Genomic DNA, 17,926 nt, shown 5'->3' with positions numbered 1-17,926 from the left:
GTAGAGCCTTTCTTTACAATTCATCAAACTAAAAGATTATATTAAAAGCCACACGCTTGTTCCACCAACCAAGGAGTAGAATTACATGAACTCAGGTACTACTAGATAGGAGCAAACATGAGCTTCGATATTATCACTGATTCTAGCTGTAACCTACCCGAAGATATGATAGAAGATTTCGGACTTCATATTTTACCTCTTACTTTTATGGTAGACGGCACACAGTATCAAAGTTATTTAAAGGGTGAAAAAACTGATTTGAAGCAGTTTTATACCATGATGCGCGAAGGCAAAATTATAACGACCAGCCTTCCAAATTTAACTGATGCTGAAGAAACAATGCGCCAAGTATTAGATGCAGGGCAAGATATTCTCTACATCGGCTTTTCAAGTGGGCTTTCAGGAACATACGAAGCGGTAGATCTTCTTAGCCGCGCCCTTGCTCCTGACTACCCTGATAGAAAGATATACACAGTAGATACGCTCGCGGCATCATGTGGTGAAGGTTTGCTAGTTTGGTATGCCGTACAGCTTAGACGACAAGGGAAATCTATCGATGAGGTGCGTGACTGGTTAGAGGAAAACAAACTTCATTTAGCACATTGGTTTACTGTGGATGATTTAATGTTTCTTTTCCGCGGCGGGCGCGTCTCGAGAACTAGCGCTTGGGCAGGAACGCTATTGAATATAAAACCTGTCATGCATATGGATAACGAAGGTCACTTAATTCCTCTCGAAAAAGTTCGCGGACGGCGCAAGTCTTTAAACGCCTTAGTAGACCATATGGAGCAAACAGCCAACCATCCGATAGAAGATCAGAAAGTATTTATTACGCACGGAGACTGCATAGAAGATGCAGAGTATGTAGCAAATCTTGTACGTGAGCGCTTCGGCGTTACCGACATAACAATAAATTACGTTGACCCAGTTATTGGCGCACACTCTGGTCCGGGAACTTTGGCTCTCTTTTTCTTAGCTTATGAGCGCTAAAGAGCAGATAAATTCAGGCTTACTTCCCGAATGGAAAGCCCCAGCAATCCTGCTGGTAGACTTAGATGCCTTTTTTGCCAGCGTCGAGCAGTTAGATCACCCCGAATGGCGAGGCAAGCCTGTAATAGTTGGTGGCAAAGCATCATCGCGAGGCGTGGTTTCCACGTGCTCTTACGAAGCCCGAGCGTATGGGGTACGCAGCGCAATGCCCGCCGCCATAGCAGAAAGATTATGCCCTGATGCCATATGGACACACGGTCATTTCGACAGATATAAAAAACTGTCCAGTCAAGTAATGGCCATCCTGCGCGATGAAACGCCTTTAGTTCAGCAAGTATCTATAGATGAAGCGTTTATGGATGTGTCGCCTACAAGAGTAAACAAGGAGCATCCAGTTAATATAGCCAAGCGAATAATAAAGCGAGTAGATGCACTCGGCATTACCTGTTCTATTGGTGTAGGCACTTCAAAATCGATAGCCAAGATTGCATCCGATATGGACAAACCGCACGGTTTAACTGTAGTTTATCCCGGAAGCGAACGCATATTTTTAGATCCGCTACCAATACGCACTATGAGCGGTATAGGACCATCTGCTGAAAAAAGACTAAAAGCTGCCGGGGTAAACACGCTGAAAGATTTTGCTGAAGCCGGCGATATGCTATTAACAAGTATATTTGGCAAAAATGCCGAAATGATGCGCATGCGCGCGCTTGGCTTAAACGATTCTGATATTGATACGCACGATGAAGTTAAATCGATTTCTAAAGAAATAACTTTTGCTGAAGATATAAGTACATACACCGAACTTAAATCGGCATTATCTACTCTTACAACGCAAGTCGCTCGCAGGCTGCGCCTTAAAAACTTACGCGGACGCACTACCACATTGCGAATTCGCTTCAGCAACATGGAAACACATACGATACAAACTCAACTTACGCACCCAACCGACAATGATGCGGTATTAATCCCGGTATTGCTAGATCTTTTGAAAAGCGTTTGGGAAGAGGGAATGCATGTACGCCTCGTTGGTGTTGGAATATCCAAATTCAACGAAAACGAAGTTGTGCAAGATTCTCTCTTTCCAGAAGAAAATGAATCCGACAAAAGCCTATACGAAAAACATCGCAGTCTTTCCAATGCTACAGATAATCTAAAAAACAGGTTCGGCGAAAAAGCTGTACGGTTCGGGCATGAAATACTCAACGAAGAGAAAACCACCGGTACGTCTTCAAAAAATCCCGCCGACTATAAGTAGCCTAGTCAAATCAATTAAAGTGGAATATACGCTGAGCTAAATGGTATCCACCAAGACCAACTTTTCTACCCAATTCCGTTGGAATGTTTGTACCAAGATTTAGCACATTGCTACGTATACGCCTGTACAGAGACTGGTCTTTCCGTTTTAGGTATTCCCAAATATCGGCTAGCTTCCTATCGTCTTCTTGCGTATTGCGCATTCGCAAAAAAACAGACGCAATGCACATCATCATAGAGAGATAGCTTTCCATATACTTGCGAAGTCGCCTAGGTTCAAGCGACATTACATCTACATCGTCAATCATTTCACGTACAACACGCAAATGCTGATCTATGCGATTCATCATTACAGATTCATTGACCGACTGACCTTCTCGACCTATGAAATATCGATACATTGGCATATCTATGTAATACATGCTGCGAACATGCGGTAATGGTACATACACGAAAATATTGTCAACATAAAAACAATGCTCGGGAAGTTGTAAATTTATATCAAGAAGAAGATCTGTTCTGTAGATTACAGAATGCATAAGTAAATACTGCGAGTGATTAAATGAACCCACATCAGACCAAGTAAATACGCGATTCTCTGGAAATACATTGTTGTAGCGTATCTCTGTCCGAGTGTTCTCAAACACTTTCTCGTATACATAATTTGCTATAACCAAATCGGTTGGGTTGGCAACTTCGCTCTGTTTGCGAAGGTAAGCCATTATGTCGCCCATAGATTTAGCATCTAGCCAATCATCAGAATCTACAACCTTGTAATATAGCCCCTTAGCATTTGCAAGACCAGTATTAACCGCCGAGCCATGCCCACCGTTCTCTTTGTGTATAGCGCGAATAATATCGGGGTATTTCTGATGCCACGCATCAGCTTTTTCAGCTGTATTATCAGTTGAACCATCATTTACTATGATGATCTCTATATCTTCGCCACAATCTAAAAGAGACTCTATACACTTGTCCATATACTCCGCAGAGTTATAGCACGGTACCGCAAAGGTAATCGTCCTCATCAGGCAGATTCCTTTGCATTAAAGTCGCCATTATCCATTTTTGCAGCAATTTCTTCGGAAAGCTCTAATGCAAGTCCTATGATTTTATCCATGTTGTAGTACCGATATTCTGCCAAGCGCCCAAGCGGGAAAAAGTTCGAAAGACTTTCGGTCATTTTGCGATAGCGCTGATAGTGAGCATTATTCTCTTCATTAATAATTGCATAATAAGGAATTTGCGTTTCCGGATCGGTATATTCGCAAGAATACTCTTTCATTATTGTTGTATTCGGAGCCGTTTGACCCGTTAGGTGCTTAAACTCGGTTATGCGGGTGTAGTCTTGCGAAACCGTATAGTTAACAGTTCCGCAGGGAAACTTGTATTCCTCATCAAAAGTTTCATACACAAAATTGAGACTTCTGTATGGAAGACGACCAAAGCGCCCCAAGAAAAGTTCATCTAGAGGGCCAGAATATACTATTGGACCTGTAAATACCTCGTCTTTAACTTTGATAGCCGATAAGGCTGAATCCTCTTCTCCACCCTGAAACACTAATTCGAAAACACTGGTAGCGTCAGTATTTAAGCAAATGTCTATCCCCTCAAAATCCAGCATTTTTTCGAAAAGATCGGTGTATCCAGAAGCTGGCATTCCTTGGTAAGTATCTTGGAAGTATCTGTTATCTCTCGATATAAAAACCGGAACACGCGCAGTAACAGATGGGTCTACCTGATCGGGCGTTTGACCCCATTGTTTTTGCGTGTAATAAAGAAAAACGTTTTTGTATACAAAATCGGCTATCTCGACTAAATCCTGATCGCGCTGCTCACGAAGTTCGTTTATGGTTACTTTACGCTCGTCTCCAAATACATCGATAAGTTTTTGGATTAATTCCGCAGCACGCTCTTCTCCAAAAACTGTTTCCATTGAATTTTTATTAAATGGTACCGGAATATATGTGCCATACCAGTCGGCTAACACATGATGCTGGTATCCAATCCAACCCGTAAATTGACGCAAGTAGTTAAACACTTTCGAGTCGTTTGTGTGAAAAATATGCGGACCATAGCGATGAACAAGAATTCCCGCATCATCATATTCGTCATACATATTGCCGCCAATATGACTACGCTTTTCTAAAACCAACACTTTGCAATTACATTTTTCAGCCAACTGGCGCGCACTGACCGCGCCGGCAAAACCACTACCAACAACTATTGCTTTATATTTCGAAATATCTACGTCTTTGAAATCGATGTACGAAACGCTCACGGGCTGTTTCCTTTCATGCAATTTATAGATAGTTATATTTTAGCGAAATGAACCATTAGACGCATTACTTATTAAAATTCCCGCCCAAAGTAGATATAGGGCACATCACACAACCTCAAACAACCCGAACAGCAAACAGCAGTTAGAATTTCTTAAGAATCGAATTTAAGGAGTAGACATGAGCACATTTTTAGACGAAATGGTAAGTCGTGCCAAATCGCACAAGCAAACTATTGTTCTTGCGGAAGGAAACGACGAACGCACTCTTAAAGCAGCCGAGCAACTCCTTAATCAGAATGTTGCCGATCTTATAATACTTGGCAATGCAGATGAAATAGCCAATAGCAAATACAACCTTACAGGCGCAAATCTAATCGATCCGCAAACATCGCAATTGCGAGAAGAGTTAGCCAATGAACTGTTTGAACTTCGCAAACACAAGGGCATGACAATAGAAGAAGCGCAAACGCTGATATGCGATGTATTGTATTTCGGTGTAATGCTTGTAAAAACCAATCGCGCAAACGGTATGGTTGCCGGAGCTTGCCATTCTACAGGAGATGTACTGCGCCCTTCCCTACAGATTCTAAAGACTGCACCCGGGACAAAATTGGTTAGTTCGTTTTTTGTCATGGTTGTTCCCGATTGCAATTACGGCAATAACGGAACGTTTGTATTCGCCGATTGCGGCTTAGAGGTTCAGCCGGATTCTGAGCGTCTGGCTCATATTGCTGTGAATTCTGCTAAATCTTTCAGAACGCTTATTGGAGCAAAACCATATGTGGCTATGCTTTCACATTCAACATACGGATCGGCCAAAAACGACGATGCAACTAAAGTGGTAGAAGCTACTCGCATAGCGAAAGAACTTGCGCCAGATGAAGCTATCGATGGAGAGCTGCAATTAGATGCTGCACTTTGCCCTGATGTAGCATCTGCAAAATGCCCTGCATCGCAGGTTGCAGGGAAAGCAAATGTACTTGTTTTCCCAGACCTAGACGCTGGCAATATTGGCTACAAACTGGTACAAAGATTAGCCAAAGCAGAAGCGTATGGTCCTATAACACAGGGAATTGCTGCACCCGTTAACGATTTATCTAGAGGATGCAGCGCAGAAGACATATTTGGCGTAGCTGCCATTACTTGCGTACAAGCACAAAATATTAACTAGCCGAAAAAGCCCGAAAAAGCCCGCGTTAAATACATTCGTGTACGATATCGAATGTATCGCGGGCAATCATATATTCTTCATCAGTGGGGATAACTAGAATATCTACCGCAGAATCATCAGAAGATATTCTGCGTTCTCCACCACGCAACTTGTTTTTCTCTAAATCGAGCACTATTCCCAAAGGTTGAAGACCTGCGAAAATGAGACGACGCATCTTGTCGCAATTTTCACCGACACCGGCACTAAGCACGATAATATCAACACCGCCCATTACAGCAATATATTGCCCAATATACTTCTTAACCGAATTAGAGTACATCTCATAAGCTAGTTGTGCGCGCTCATTGCCTTCTTCCGATGCTGTACGAACAGAACGAAGGTCGTTTGAGATACCAGATATACCTAAAAGACCTGATTTTTTATTCAACAGATCGTTCATTTCGGCAGCAGTTAGATTTTCGTGCTCCATGATGAAAGTAACAATTGCTGGGTCAATTGCACCTGAACGAGTGCCCATCATAAGACCATCTAAGGGAGTAAGACCCATAGAAGTATCTATAGCCACGCCGTGGTCAATAGCTGAAACGGAACACCCATTTCCAAGATGACATGTAATAAGCTTCAGATCGACTAACGGCTCGTCTACTAATGCTGCAGCTCGCTCGGCAAGATAACGATGCGATGTGCCATGAGCTCCATATTTTCTGATAGCGTATTTCTCATAAAGCTCGTATGGAATTGGATACATATAAGTTTTTGGCTGCAATGTTTGAAAATAAGATGTATCAAAAACAGCAACCATAGGTTTATCAGGCATATGATTGCGACACGCCTCTATTCCCATCAAAGCAGCTTTATTATGAAGTGGAGCCAGCTCGGCTAATTCGTCAATTTTCTCAATAACGTAATCGTCAATTAGAACTGATCTGTCAAAATATTTTCCACCCTGTACAACTCGATGCCCTATTGCATCAATCTCATCAAGCGAATTTACAGCCTTATTAGGACCGGTGGTCAAAGCTTCCAGAACAAGCGACATTGCCTGATCGTGGTCAGCCATTTCAGTATCTATAACAACTTCGTTATCATCTATCCCATGTTTATGGAATGCCTCTTTAGAGCCAACCCGTTCACATATCCCTTTTGCAAGAACAGTTCTGGTTTCAAGATTCACTAACTGATATTTCAGCGAAGATGAACCTGCATTAAGAACGAGAACATTCAAAACAATGCCTCCGTATGTGCGGTTTACTTAGTCCAACAATAATATAGCGATACCAAGAATCATGCCCTCTAACTGGTATTTCTTTCGGCGAGTGGGCTCTTAAAGCGACGGATCTCCGTCATTCATCTTTCCTCCACCTAATACGTGCACATGTATATGATGAACGGATTGGCAAGCGTCGTCGTTCGTGTTAACAATTACCCGGAAACCACTTTCGCGTATACCTTTTATATCTGCAATCTTGCCTACTGTTTGCATTATATGAGCCATAGTCTCATCAGGAATATTATCGGCTATATTGTCATAATGATCTTTAGGAATTATCAGCGTATGTACAGGCATCATAGGATTCAAATCCTCAAATGCCACAACATGTTCGTCTTCGTACACCTTATTCGATTCAATTTCTCCAGATACAATTTTGCAAAAAATGCAATCGTCTTTAACCACAATCAGTCCTTTCTTTAGGCTTTTAGAAGTGTTGTGTCTTGAACATCGTCAGAGGGAGCCTCAGCCAATTCTCCCATAAGTACTTCAATTTTCTGTTCGGCATCGTTTAATCTATCTTGCAAATTCGCAAGAAGCGCCACACCGCGAGAATATTTTTCAAGACTTTGTTCAAGTTCCAATGTTCCTGTTTCTAGGACACCAACTATACCTTCCAATTCAGTCATCGCCTCATTGAAAGTAAGGTCATTTATAGATGAATCTGACATAAGTTTATCCTTTCAAATTCTCTAAAGATAATGCTACTTCCCTAGTTTTATCTATTGAACAATTTATATATCCATCACTTACCATTACTTCCAACTTATCGCCGGCATCTATCTGCTTGACAGATGTAACAAGCGCGCCGTTACAATTTTTGGCTATGGAATAGCCTCTAGCCACAACAGAAAGAGGTGAAAGATCGTTCAATCTAGCCGCAGATAAAGCCATATCTTCATAAAAACCGTCCAAGATGTGATGCCCTACTCTTTGCAAATTTGCCGCAGATGTTGCTAGATCGCGGCGCGGTATTGCGGATACGCGCTTCAAATTGTTAAGAAGCGAGTAGCGCATTAATATCAACTTGGACTGCATACTGGCAATATAAGACGGTAAGGCTCCTTCCAATTTTGACGAAACCTCATCTAAAGATCTGGCGTAAGGCTCAAGTATTCTCATAGGATCAGCAATAGGCAACCTTAAGCTACAAGAATCTAAAGCAGATTGAAGATATCCTATTTTTCTTTCCATGACATGATGCATGCGATACGACATTGAATCTAGGCTAGATCTTATTGCGTCAGCAGACGCAGATACCGCCTCTGCAGCAGCTGTAGGAGTAGATGCTCGTAAATCTGCAGCCATATCAACAATTGAAGTATCAGGTTCGTGTCCTATACCAGTCACAATGGGAACATCTAAAGAAGCTATGGTTCGGACAAGCATTTCATCATTGAAAGGCATTAAATCTTCAAATGAACCACCGCCTCTAACCAGCAATATAACATCTACGTGCTTATCAGCGATTAGCTTCAATGCGCAAGCTATTTCACTTGGAGCAGTATTTCCCTCAACAGGAACACCGGCAAATAATACTTTTGAAAGCGGTAGGCGTCTTCTAAGGGTTCGCAACACATCGTGAACCGCCGCACCTCTAGGTGACGTAACAAGACCTATTCGCTCGGGAATTGCTGGAATAACCTTCTTGCGGCTAGAATCAAAAAGACCTTCTGCTTTTAGTCGTGCCGCTAAATTTGCAACCTGCATCCGAAGCATACCTTCACCAGCTAAAGATATGCTAAATACATCAAAGTTCATTCGACCTTTAGCTGCATACAGAGTAAATCTTCCCGATAGTTCAACCATGGCTCCAACATTAAGCTGAACACCTGATGCAGAATAGCGATTATTCCACATCATGCACGGAAGCGAAGATTTCTCATCTTTTATAGTGAAATAAACCGCTTTGTATCTGGCGTTAATTGAAACTTCGGATACTTCACCAAGGATATTTATTACAACGCCTTCTAAAGCGCTTTTAGCAAGCCCCATAGCAGCCGATACACTTAGCGCATTTGATTTACCTTCGTTTTGCTCCATAATTCTTGCGCCAATTGACTATTCGCGATTTTGACCCAACAGCCAAAGTAACTGCAAAATAGATGTTAATGCAGCAGCTAAATATGTTAGAGCACATGCACGCAAAACATCAAAGGCACCTTTTTGCTCTGCCGCAGGCAAACCGATAGTGCCCATATAAACCATGGCGCGTCTGGAAGCATTAAATTCTACTGGCAAAGTTACAAGCTGAAATAAAACTACCACGGCATACATTATGATTGCCACCCAAACAAGACCGACAATATTCAAAAAGATACCTAAGATAAGTATAAATATCCAAGCATTAGACGCTAAGTTAACAGCTGGCACAATAGATGTTCTAACCTTCATGGGAGTGTAATCTGCGGCATATTGGCACGCATGCCCAACCTCATGACATGCAGTTGCGGTAGCTGTAACACTACTGCCAGAATATGCCTCTGGCGACAGAGTTACCGAGTTGGTTCTAGGATCAAAAAAGTCTTGACCTGCTCCACCTTGGCGCACTTCGACCCCCTGTATTCCGTAATAACTAAGCATCTGACGTGCCGCCTGAGCCCCTGTTAAACCGTTCTGAACACGAACTTTAGAATACTGGCGCAATTTGGAATTTACATAAGCCTGAGCCCCAAGCCCGATAGCCAAAGTAACCACTATCAGCATTAAATAACTATAGTCCATTACTACTTATCCCTTCTCTAGTTTTGAAAAGATATTAACATACAAAAGTTCGATATCAATATTGCAAACTTAGACTTTAAGAAACGGTTACTTAATCAACTTCAATTCGCTTGATTTGTCTACAACAAGTTCTCCGTTGCAAAGACGCATAGACATCTTTCCATCTAATAGCGCTATAAGCTCATCCCCCACAAGTTCGCGCCTCCACCCTTTCATAACTTCAGAATGCTCTGTGTGCCCTCGGGCAACAAGCGACAAATCGCTATGTGAGGCAAGCGTCTGCATAGCTATTTCATTTTCCTTCGCACGAAGTCTTACCAGTGCCTGCATCAAGTCTAGCGCAGCATCTACATTTGGTTCGTTGTGCTGAGAAGCGTACAGTTGGGGCAGTTCGTCTTCTGGAATTTTCATCGCTTTATTTATGCACGCAACAACATCTCTCGCATCGCGCGTAGATACGTGTTGCTTAACGCCGCGCACCATGAAAAGTTCATTAATATTAGTAGCTTCACGCTTGCAAGCCTCTACAATCTCTTCATCGCCCATAACCCATTTTCTTGGAATGTTACGTTTCCTAGCTGTTATCTCGCGCCAAGCAGCAACCTCTCTGGCAGCTGCAAGCTGCGTTCCTGAAAGTTGGTTTACTCTTTTTAATCGAATATAGCGCGCGTACGGGTCTACTTTGTATTTTTCTGGGTCGGCAAGTTCTTGAAAATCGGCATCTAACCAATGCAGTCTACCCTTTTCTTCCAACAAAGCGCGCATGCTTTCATATAGGCGCGGAAGATACGCAACATCATCAGCTGCATAACGTATTTGAGAATCGGTTAATGGGCGCTTCGCCCAGTCGGTATAAGAATCTCGCTTTTTAAGCCTAACCCCACACATTGTATGCACAAGAGAACCAAAACCAACCTGATGCGACTGCCCCAACAGTGCAGCCGCAATTTGCGTATCGAATAAAGGCCACGGCGAGCATCCTACCTCGCGCAGTAGTATTTCAATATCTTGGCTGCCAGCATGAAAAAGCTTCATAATGTCTTCATTGCTTAATAGCGGTTTGAGTACGCTAAGTTCTCCGCATGTAAATGGGTCTACTATTGCTATTTCGCTATCTGTCGCCAATTGCATCAGGCAAAGTTTCGGATAATAAGACTTTTCGCGCATAAATTCTGTATCTATTGCAAGAACACTAGATTTAGACGCTCTTTCCGCAAAATCAATTAGCTGTTTTTGGTTAGAAATATAGAGCAAAACAAACCTTTCGCTTAATGCATTAATGTACTATGTGTTAGTAACATCTTATCAAGAAGGGAAATTGAAGTGAAATTACTCGTTGTTAACAATACGGCATCGGGCTTAGGAGACTTATCAGTTTTCGATTTTTGCCGCGCATTTGCCGAAGATGGCGACGAGATTATCATTAGAACAACAAACGGAACAAGCGATTTGCGCACGTTTCTAGGAGATGCTGATAAGTTCGACTGCGTTGTAGCTGCAGGAGGCGACGGTACTGTTTCTTCAGTAGCTTACATGTTGGCTAATACAGGCATCCCAATTCTTCCTTATCCTGCAGGAACAGCCAACTTACTTGCCATGAATCTAGCATCGCCAAGCGATATTCACGAGTTTGTAAAAATGGCACGTCAAATGAATACTATGGAATTTGACTTTGGTGAAATTGAACTTAGCGACGGTCAGCGTTTCGGTTTCGCGCTAATAGCCGGTGCCGGATATGATGCCACCATAATGAAATCTGCTGAATTCGGCAAAAAACTCTTAGGTCCTGTGGCATATTTCACATCCGCTTTTGCAAACGCAACTCCCCAGTATTCGCAGTTTGAACTTACCATTGACAATGAAACGATTCACACAAGCGGCGTTGGTGTACTTATCATCAACTTCTCAAAAATACAATTTGACATATCTTTAGTACATCAAAACGAACCGCGCGATGGCGCTTTTGACGTAGTGGTCTTTCATACAAAAGATGCGTTTGGCTTAATCCCGGCTTTATTTGCCGCAATCTTAGATCGCAATGGCGAATTTCCAGAGCGCACAGACGCTTTAGAAGTTTACAGAGGTACCACGATAGAGGTAAAAGCCAATCCGTCTTTACTCGTGCAGTATGATGGAGAAGTTACCAGCACAAATACGCCATTTAAAGTTCGCATGATGCCAGCTGCAGCTACATTTGTAGTATCAGATGAATGCTTGAAGCTTTATTCCTGATTCGCAGCAGAATTGTCCTTGCACTGCTGTAGTCTGTAGGCGCGCACATTAGAGTTATAGCGCATTTGAATAAGTTCCAAAACAATTGCAAACACCATTGCAAAATAAACCATCAGTTTCTCTAGGTGCATGTCAAGCACTTCTATTCCCGTAGTAATTCCGCAGGAATCTAGCACCAACAACACACCAATAGCCGCTATAAATACAAGTGCCAGTATCTTCATTTCTACATTCTTATTAATGAAATCAGATATTGGATCAATAAAGACCATCATTACTACAATCGCAATAATGACTGCCAAAATCATTACTATAAGGTGCTCAGCTAAACCTACCGCAGTAATAACAGAGTCTATAGAAAAGACAATGTCCATAATCATTATTGTTCCTATTGCCTGCGGCAATGATATGAGATGAGCTTGCTTGTGTTCTTTAGATGTTTGCGCCTTTAGCTCGGTCAATTGCAACATATCTAGAAGTTCCCGAATACCTTTATATATTAAGTAAGCGCCACCAGCCAACATAACAATATCGCGTATTGTAAATTCGTGCACAAACGCACCAATGTTAACCGTAAACAGCCCATATGTCATATGAACAAGCCAACTAGCGAAGCATAAAAACAGCACGCGCATAATTAACGCACCAGCAAGCCCCAACTTCCTGCCAATGTGGCGCTTTTCAGGAGCTAGACGGTTCGTTGTTATAGAAATGAAGACAATATTATCTACACCTAGTACGATTTCTAGGAAAGTCAGCGTAAGAAGACTGATCCATGCTTCGGGGGTTGTAAATATGCTTAAATCCATGATGCTTAGGCTAACAGAGTGAGACTTTCTGTGCAATGGTATAATCTGCCTTCGATACCCAATTGTTTAGGAGCGTAGGAGCGCGTATGCCTAGCGGGCCAGAAACCGACATGCCAAACCATAAATCCAGCATAACGGAAGATACTACTCAACTACCAGATACGTTTATCCCCACAAATCGAGCGCCTAAGATTACGAACAGTTACAAAGCTCCAAATAAAAATATTTCTGATGATGGAAAAATTTACTATCTAAGTGGCGAGGCTCTTGAAAGACCAATTTTGCCGCCTAAAAAAATTGTAAGAGCATCATTAATTTTGATTATTATCGCTGCTGTGATTGGCGGTATATTTCTCTTCATTTATCTGGATGGAGTATTTAACGCTCCTTTGCGCGAACAACAAAAGCTAGAAGAAAATATTCAAAAAGAAGTTGACTTAGGTTTACCGAATCTACAAACGCTCGTTTCACTAGATGATGCTTCAATTCTTGCAAAACTCCAAGAAAGCGGCGCAACACTATATGAAAAAGTACCCGTTGGTTCAGAAAAACCTTTTGAAGTTATAAAACTTCCAGCTGATGTAGCACTTGCCGATGCCGCAGCGTTATATCTTCAGGGAATATCATCGCTGTCGGCATCTGAAGCAGCACTTCTTTTAAACGGTTCATGGGATCTAACGGTGAACCGCGAAAAAGGTATAAACATGGGAATTCATTATGCCGATTTCAAGTCTGGAACCATTGAGCAGGCTATAAGTGAAGCTGCCCACAGTCAAGAGTTTGACACTAATGGAAATATTGATTCCGGCGAAGACTCGTCAGGAAACACATATATATCCGGTGCTACAGACATAGACGGCAAGTCTTACTCGTGGCGTGTGTCAGCCGTGCCGCTTTCAGCAGTTTACAGTCAACCGGGACTACCCGAAAATGCAATTTATGTAGGAATTAGGATTTACTCGTAATTGGAGGCGACGCCCGGATTCGAACCGGGGATGAAGGCTTTGCAGGCCTCTGCCTTACCACTTGGCCACGTCGCCAATTCAGTCTTTAGAAAAAGGGCCGGCCATTCTCTGACCGGCCTCGTGTTTCTAATGGAGCGGACAACGGGGTTCGAACCCGCGACCCCCACCTTGGCAAGGTGGTGCTCTACCAGCTGAGCCATGTCCGCGTCGCAAGCGTAAATGATACTAAAACGCTTCATTGCATGCAAGAGGTAAATGGTGGGCGGTACAAGATTTGAACTTGTGACCCCTACCGTGTCAAGGTAGTGCTCTCCCCCTGAGCTAACCGCCCGTCTAAGTGCCTCTGACGTGCAACGGTTCGATATATTAACAGATGATTTGCCTATGCGAAAGAAAAAATTTGTATCGGCTTAGAAACTAGCGTCTATAACACGTCATCGTCATATCCATATGGTTCTACATGTATAAGAACCTCAACTAAGCTAGGAAAAGCATCTTTCAATTTGCTTTCTAGCTTGTCACCTAATCTGTGCGCTTCTAATACAGTCATTTGCGGATCTACCAAAAGATGCAAATCGCAATAAACTTCCGCCTCTGTCCCTCGCGATCTGACAGCATGCACATCTACTACGCCGGGGATTTCTTTTGCCATTTCCAAAATGCGTTCCTTTGGAATTTGCGAATGATCGGAAAGTGGTCGAAGAGAACTGCGAAATACACTTATTGCCGAAATAACTATAAATACGGTAACAACAAGAGCCATTATAGGATCGGCTATAGGAAACCCAGCCTGTACCAAAACAAGCCCGACAATTACTCCAATAGACGTTAAAACATCCGATAAAGTATGCATAGCATCAGCTGCCAAAATTGAACTAGAGAAACGCTTTGCACACTTTCGCTCATATGTGGTGACACACAAATTTACAACTAATGTTATTCCCATTACCGTATACGACATAGGAGTTATTGTTGCGACATACACACCTGAAAATATGCGTTCTATGGCACCTGAACCTACTTCAAAAGCAGCAATAATCAAAAAACATCCTATAACAAGCGAAGCAAACAATTCGAATTTGGAATGCCCATATGGATGTGTGCTGTCAGCCGGACGCCCAGCAATAAAAATACCTATTAACCCAACAACGTTGCCTAAAGAATCTATAAGTGAGTGTATGCCGTCAGCGCTCATAGACATAGATTGAGACATAATGCCCCATAATAGTTTCGCTAACGCCACAACAACATTTAAAACAAAAACAACAGCAAGCACTCGAGCCACAGAACGTGCATGTGAATTTGTATGCAATAAGTTCGTCTGCAACATTCGTCCCAATCTTCAAAACCTGCATATATAAAAAAGCCACCCGAAGGCGGCTTGAAATTTCTTGGTGTCGGAGGCGGGATTTGAACCCGCACACCCGATATGTGGGCACCAGCACCTCAAGCTGGCGTGTCTGCCATTCCACCACTCCGACACGTATTCCGCGAATGCTTGACTATTCTAGCAGATGCACGGACGCGGACAACCGGCAACTGCGCGAAAAACTATCCTTGGCTTATAGTGCCGTGAGGAAAGATAATCATAAGCACCAGAAGAGACAGCATAAAAACTATTGCACATATAATAGTTATGCGGTCTAAGTTCTTTTCTATGATGCTAGTACCCGTCTGGGTTGAATACATAGAACTTGCAATAGCATCCGATATGCCAGTTCCCTTTCCTGAATGCATAAGAATAAATATGACTAAGCCTACTCCGGAGAGTACGAGCAAAATCAAAAATATGATTACCAATGGAGTCAAAACGTCACGTCCTTTTTGTTTACGTTTCTAGTACGCAAAACTGAAATTATAGCGATTGATATCCTATCAAGCAAGCAAATTCGATCCTGTCATCACAGACGGCACGGCAAGCCCTATAGCAGACAACAAAGTAGGGGCTATATCTGCCAGCTTTCCTTCTGTTTTTTGAAGGTCTAAGTTAGAACCCGTCTCATCGACCAATATAAAAGGAACAGGAGCCGTAGTATGTGCCGTGTGAGGAGAGCCATCCTTAGCTATCATAACATCGGCATTGCCATGATCTGCGGTAACAAAGGCTATACCACCTTTGCGCCCTATAGCATCAAGCACCTTTCCAACCCCGCCGTCAACCGCCTCAACTGCAGCTATCGCAGCAGGTATAACGCCTGTATGTCCGACCATATCGCAATTTGCAAAGTTCACAATGTAAACATCAGCTAAATCGGAATTAATAGCATCCACAAGTTTATTTGTAACCTCTGGTTCACTCATTTCTGGCTGCAAATCGTATGTTGTCACTTTTGGACTGTTCACCAAAATGCGTTCCTCTGCGCACTTAGGCTCTTCTTTTCCCCCGTTAAGGAAGAAAGTAACATGCGCATATTTTTCAGTTTCTGCAATGTGTAACTGCTTTAATCCTAAATCGGCTAGAACATCAGCGAGAACATTTTCCGGGAACGTCTTTGGGAAAGCGACAGGAGCCGCTATGTCAGGATCGTATTCCGTAAGACAAACAAACTCTACATTTGGATTGCAAGCCCTATCAAATCCGGAAAAATCTTCATCTACAATAGCGCGAGTAATTTGGCGTGCCCTGTCGGGTCGGAAATTGAAGAAAATAACAGAATCTCCATCGCGCATGCCGCGATCGTTTAAAGCAACTGGCACTACAAATTCATCGGTAACAGAATTTGCATACGAGCGCTCTACCACTTCAACAGGATCAATATTTTCTGCATCTGCTGCACATACAATTGCATTGTAGGCTTTCTCTATGCGCTCCCAACGATTATCTCTGTCCATTGCATAGTATCGCCCCTCAATACTTGCTATGCGCATTTCACATGCACCGTCGTATTCAAGCGCTAGTTCGTCAATCTTACTTTGCAGTTTGCGAACATAGCCAGATCCGCTTTCCGGGGGCACATCTCTGCCATCAAGAAAACAGTGAATAAAAACACGCGGTACTCCGAATTCCGCAGCTGCTTTCAACAATGAGTAAAGATGCGAATTTGAAGAATGCACTCCCCCATCGCTTAAAAGACCCATCATATGAACGACACCATTGTTGTTTTTTGCACCTGCAAAAGCACTTTGAATAACAGAATTAGATGCCAGCGAACCGTCTTCGCAAGCGTTATCAATGCGAGTAAGTTCTTGGTGAACTATGCGTCCAGCACCAATGTTTAGATGCCCTACTTCTGAATTACCCATCTGACCAGCAGGAAGCCCAACTGCATTTCCAGAGGCTTGAAGAGTAGTCCATGGACGGCTGGCAAAAAGGCTATCTAAAACCGGAGTATTGGCAAGCGAAATAGCGTTACCGTCTCCCTCAGCAGATAGCCCAAAGCCATCCATTATTATTAAACACGCCGGTAAGCGCAAATTTTCCCTACTAATAGAACATGTCATTTACAGCGCTTCTTTCACGATAGATATAAACGATTTCGCCTTCAAAGAAGCACCGCCTATAAGACCGCCGTCTATGTCGGGCTGCGCCAACAACAGATTTGCGTTGCCTTCATTCATAGAGCCACCGTAAAGAATTCTCATGCCTTGCGCACACTCGTCTGTAAACATGTCACTTAATGTTGATCTAATGGCTGCGCAAACTTCCTGAGCCTGCTCAGGCGTGGCTGTTCTGCCACTACCAATAGCCCAAACAGGCTCATAAGCAACTACAGCATTTTTAACATCGCTTTGGTTAAGCCCCGCAAAAGCAGCTTTCACCTGTGCGGTAATAAATTCAATATATGTGCCTTCATCGCGCACAGCTAGCGATTCGCCTACGCACACTATGGGGTTAATAGGGTCAACGTGCTCACCTATCAAAGCCTTAACTTTTGCATTGACATCTTCATTTGTTTCGCCAAGTAAATTCCTACGCTCCGAATGACCAACAATGCAATATTTACAGCCAATCTCACGCAACATATTTACCGATATTTCACCAGTATATGCGCCACTGGGCTCCCAATAAACATTTTGCGCACCAACTGCAACCTTAAGACGATCAAACTCAAAAACCGTAAGAACTGGTTTTAAGTCTATATAAGGAGGGCAAACCGCAACATCTACATTGTCAAGCCAGTCTCTGTCGAATTCGTTTGAAATCTCCTGAGCAAGCACTACGGCTTCGCTAATAGTATTATTCATCTTCCAATTTCCGGCAATGAGCGGTTTGCGTGTCATTTT

General features: G+C 42.8%; 18 protein-coding genes and 4 tRNA genes. 5 read left to right on the top strand and 17 right to left on the bottom strand.

Annotation, left to right across the window (positions count from 1 at the left end; genetic code table 11):
* Positions 1-117 precede the first annotated feature (117 nt).
* Both G7Y37_RS00400 and dinB read left to right on the top strand, forming a co-directional pair.
* Positions 118-990, top strand: coding sequence for a DegV family protein (locus G7Y37_RS00400; protein ID WP_165060107.1), 873 nt, complete (start codon positions 118-120; stop codon positions 988-990).
* Positions 980-2,251, top strand: a complete 1,272-nt coding sequence (gene dinB / locus G7Y37_RS00395) for a DNA polymerase IV (RefSeq protein WP_165060104.1) — start codon at positions 980-982, stop codon at positions 2,249-2,251. The genes G7Y37_RS00400 and dinB overlap by 11 nt, the downstream gene beginning before the upstream one ends.
* A gap of 10 nt (positions 2,252-2,261) precedes the next feature.
* On the opposite strand, the gene G7Y37_RS00390 is transcribed toward dinB, so the two are convergent.
* Both G7Y37_RS00390 and glf read right to left on the bottom strand, forming a co-directional pair.
* Positions 2,262-3,278, bottom strand: coding sequence for a glycosyltransferase (locus tag G7Y37_RS00390; protein WP_165060101.1), 1,017 nt, complete (start codon positions 3,276-3,278; stop codon positions 2,262-2,264).
* Positions 3,278-4,531: a UDP-galactopyranose mutase gene (gene glf, locus G7Y37_RS00385; RefSeq protein ID WP_165060098.1), complete on the bottom strand. Its 1,254-nt coding sequence runs from the start codon at positions 4,529-4,531 to the stop codon at positions 3,278-3,280. Before glf ends, G7Y37_RS00390 begins: the two co-directional genes overlap by 1 nt.
* Positions 4,532-4,709: 178 nt before the next feature.
* Between glf and pta the strand changes: the two genes are divergently transcribed.
* A complete protein-coding gene (gene pta / locus G7Y37_RS00380; RefSeq protein WP_165060095.1) occupies positions 4,710-5,702 on the top strand; it encodes a phosphate acetyltransferase in 993 nt (330 codons plus the stop codon).
* Between the two features lie 25 nt (positions 5,703-5,727).
* Here the strand turns inward: pta and G7Y37_RS00375 are convergent, their stop codons facing one another.
* From G7Y37_RS00375 to rnd, 6 genes are all read right to left on the bottom strand, one after another.
* The gene (locus G7Y37_RS00375; RefSeq protein ID WP_165060092.1) at positions 5,728-6,927 is read right to left on the bottom strand and encodes an acetate/propionate family kinase; all 1,200 of its coding nucleotides are present in this window, start codon (positions 6,925-6,927) and stop codon (positions 5,728-5,730) included.
* Positions 6,928-7,026: 99 nt separating this feature from the next.
* Positions 7,027-7,377: a histidine triad nucleotide-binding protein gene (locus tag G7Y37_RS00370; RefSeq protein ID WP_165060088.1), complete on the bottom strand. Its 351-nt coding sequence runs from the start codon at positions 7,375-7,377 to the stop codon at positions 7,027-7,029.
* A 14-nt stretch (positions 7,378-7,391) separates the two neighbouring features.
* Positions 7,392-7,643: an exodeoxyribonuclease VII small subunit gene (gene xseB / locus G7Y37_RS00365; protein ID WP_165060085.1), complete on the bottom strand. Its 252-nt coding sequence runs from the start codon at positions 7,641-7,643 to the stop codon at positions 7,392-7,394.
* Positions 7,644-7,647: 4 nt separating this feature from the next.
* Positions 7,648-9,015, bottom strand: a complete 1,368-nt coding sequence (gene xseA, locus G7Y37_RS00360; RefSeq protein ID WP_165060082.1) for an exodeoxyribonuclease VII large subunit — start codon at positions 9,013-9,015, stop codon at positions 7,648-7,650.
* Between the two features lie 18 nt (positions 9,016-9,033).
* Positions 9,034-9,696, bottom strand: coding sequence for a zinc metallopeptidase (locus tag G7Y37_RS00355; RefSeq protein ID WP_165060079.1), 663 nt, complete (start codon positions 9,694-9,696; stop codon positions 9,034-9,036).
* Between the two features lie 87 nt (positions 9,697-9,783).
* On the bottom strand, positions 9,784-10,950 hold the full coding sequence (gene rnd, locus G7Y37_RS00350; RefSeq protein ID WP_165060076.1) for a ribonuclease D: 1,167 nt from the start codon (positions 10,948-10,950) through the stop codon (positions 9,784-9,786).
* A 69-nt stretch (positions 10,951-11,019) separates the two neighbouring features.
* Between rnd and G7Y37_RS00345 the strand changes: the two genes are divergently transcribed.
* Positions 11,020-11,928, top strand: coding sequence for a diacylglycerol kinase family protein (locus G7Y37_RS00345; protein WP_165060073.1), 909 nt, complete (start codon positions 11,020-11,022; stop codon positions 11,926-11,928).
* Here G7Y37_RS00345 and G7Y37_RS00340 read toward each other — a convergent pair.
* Entirely contained in the window at positions 11,919-12,737 is an 819-nt protein-coding gene (locus tag G7Y37_RS00340) for a TerC family protein (protein ID WP_165060070.1), read from the bottom strand. The two genes, G7Y37_RS00345 and G7Y37_RS00340, sit on opposite strands and share 10 nt — an antisense overlap.
* Positions 12,738-12,847: 110 nt before the next feature.
* On the opposite strand from G7Y37_RS00340, the gene G7Y37_RS00335 reads away from it, so the two are divergent.
* Entirely contained in the window at positions 12,848-13,702 is an 855-nt protein-coding gene (locus tag G7Y37_RS00335) for a teichoic acid transporter (RefSeq protein WP_206214048.1), read from the top strand.
* 1 nt (position 13,703) lies between these two features.
* Here the strand turns inward: G7Y37_RS00335 and G7Y37_RS00330 are convergent.
* The 8 genes from G7Y37_RS00330 to tpiA all read right to left on the bottom strand — a co-directional run bounded on the left by G7Y37_RS00330 (position 13,704) and on the right by tpiA (position 17,923).
* Positions 13,704-13,777: transfer RNA gene (locus G7Y37_RS00330), tRNA-Cys, on the bottom strand.
* Positions 13,778-13,832: 55 nt separating this feature from the next.
* Positions 13,833-13,908, bottom strand: a tRNA-Gly gene (locus G7Y37_RS00325).
* Between the two features lie 50 nt (positions 13,909-13,958).
* Positions 13,959-14,033: transfer RNA gene (locus G7Y37_RS00320), tRNA-Val, on the bottom strand.
* 93 nt (positions 14,034-14,126) lie between these two features.
* Positions 14,127-15,032: a cation diffusion facilitator family transporter gene (locus G7Y37_RS00315; RefSeq protein WP_165060065.1), complete on the bottom strand. Its 906-nt coding sequence runs from the start codon at positions 15,030-15,032 to the stop codon at positions 14,127-14,129.
* A gap of 62 nt (positions 15,033-15,094) precedes the next feature.
* Positions 15,095-15,183: transfer RNA gene (locus tag G7Y37_RS00310), tRNA-Leu, on the bottom strand.
* A gap of 70 nt (positions 15,184-15,253) precedes the next feature.
* Entirely contained in the window at positions 15,254-15,511 is a 258-nt protein-coding gene (gene secG, locus G7Y37_RS00305) for a preprotein translocase subunit SecG (protein ID WP_165060062.1), read from the bottom strand.
* A gap of 66 nt (positions 15,512-15,577) precedes the next feature.
* A complete protein-coding gene (gene gpmI, locus G7Y37_RS00300) occupies positions 15,578-17,143 on the bottom strand; it encodes a 2,3-bisphosphoglycerate-independent phosphoglycerate mutase (RefSeq protein ID WP_165060059.1) in 1,566 nt (521 codons plus the stop codon).
* Positions 17,144-17,923 (bottom strand): triose-phosphate isomerase, encoded by a 780-nt coding sequence (gene tpiA, locus G7Y37_RS00295; protein WP_165060056.1) that lies wholly within the window; start codon positions 17,921-17,923, stop codon positions 17,144-17,146.
* Between the last annotated feature and the right edge of the window lie 3 nt (positions 17,924-17,926).

The sequence above is a fragment of the Adlercreutzia sp. ZJ154 genome, from assembly GCF_011039055.1.
In the GTDB taxonomy this organism is placed as follows: Bacteria; Actinomycetota; Coriobacteriia; order Coriobacteriales; family Eggerthellaceae; genus Adlercreutzia_A.
This window is presented reverse-complemented; position numbering and strand designations above follow the sequence as displayed.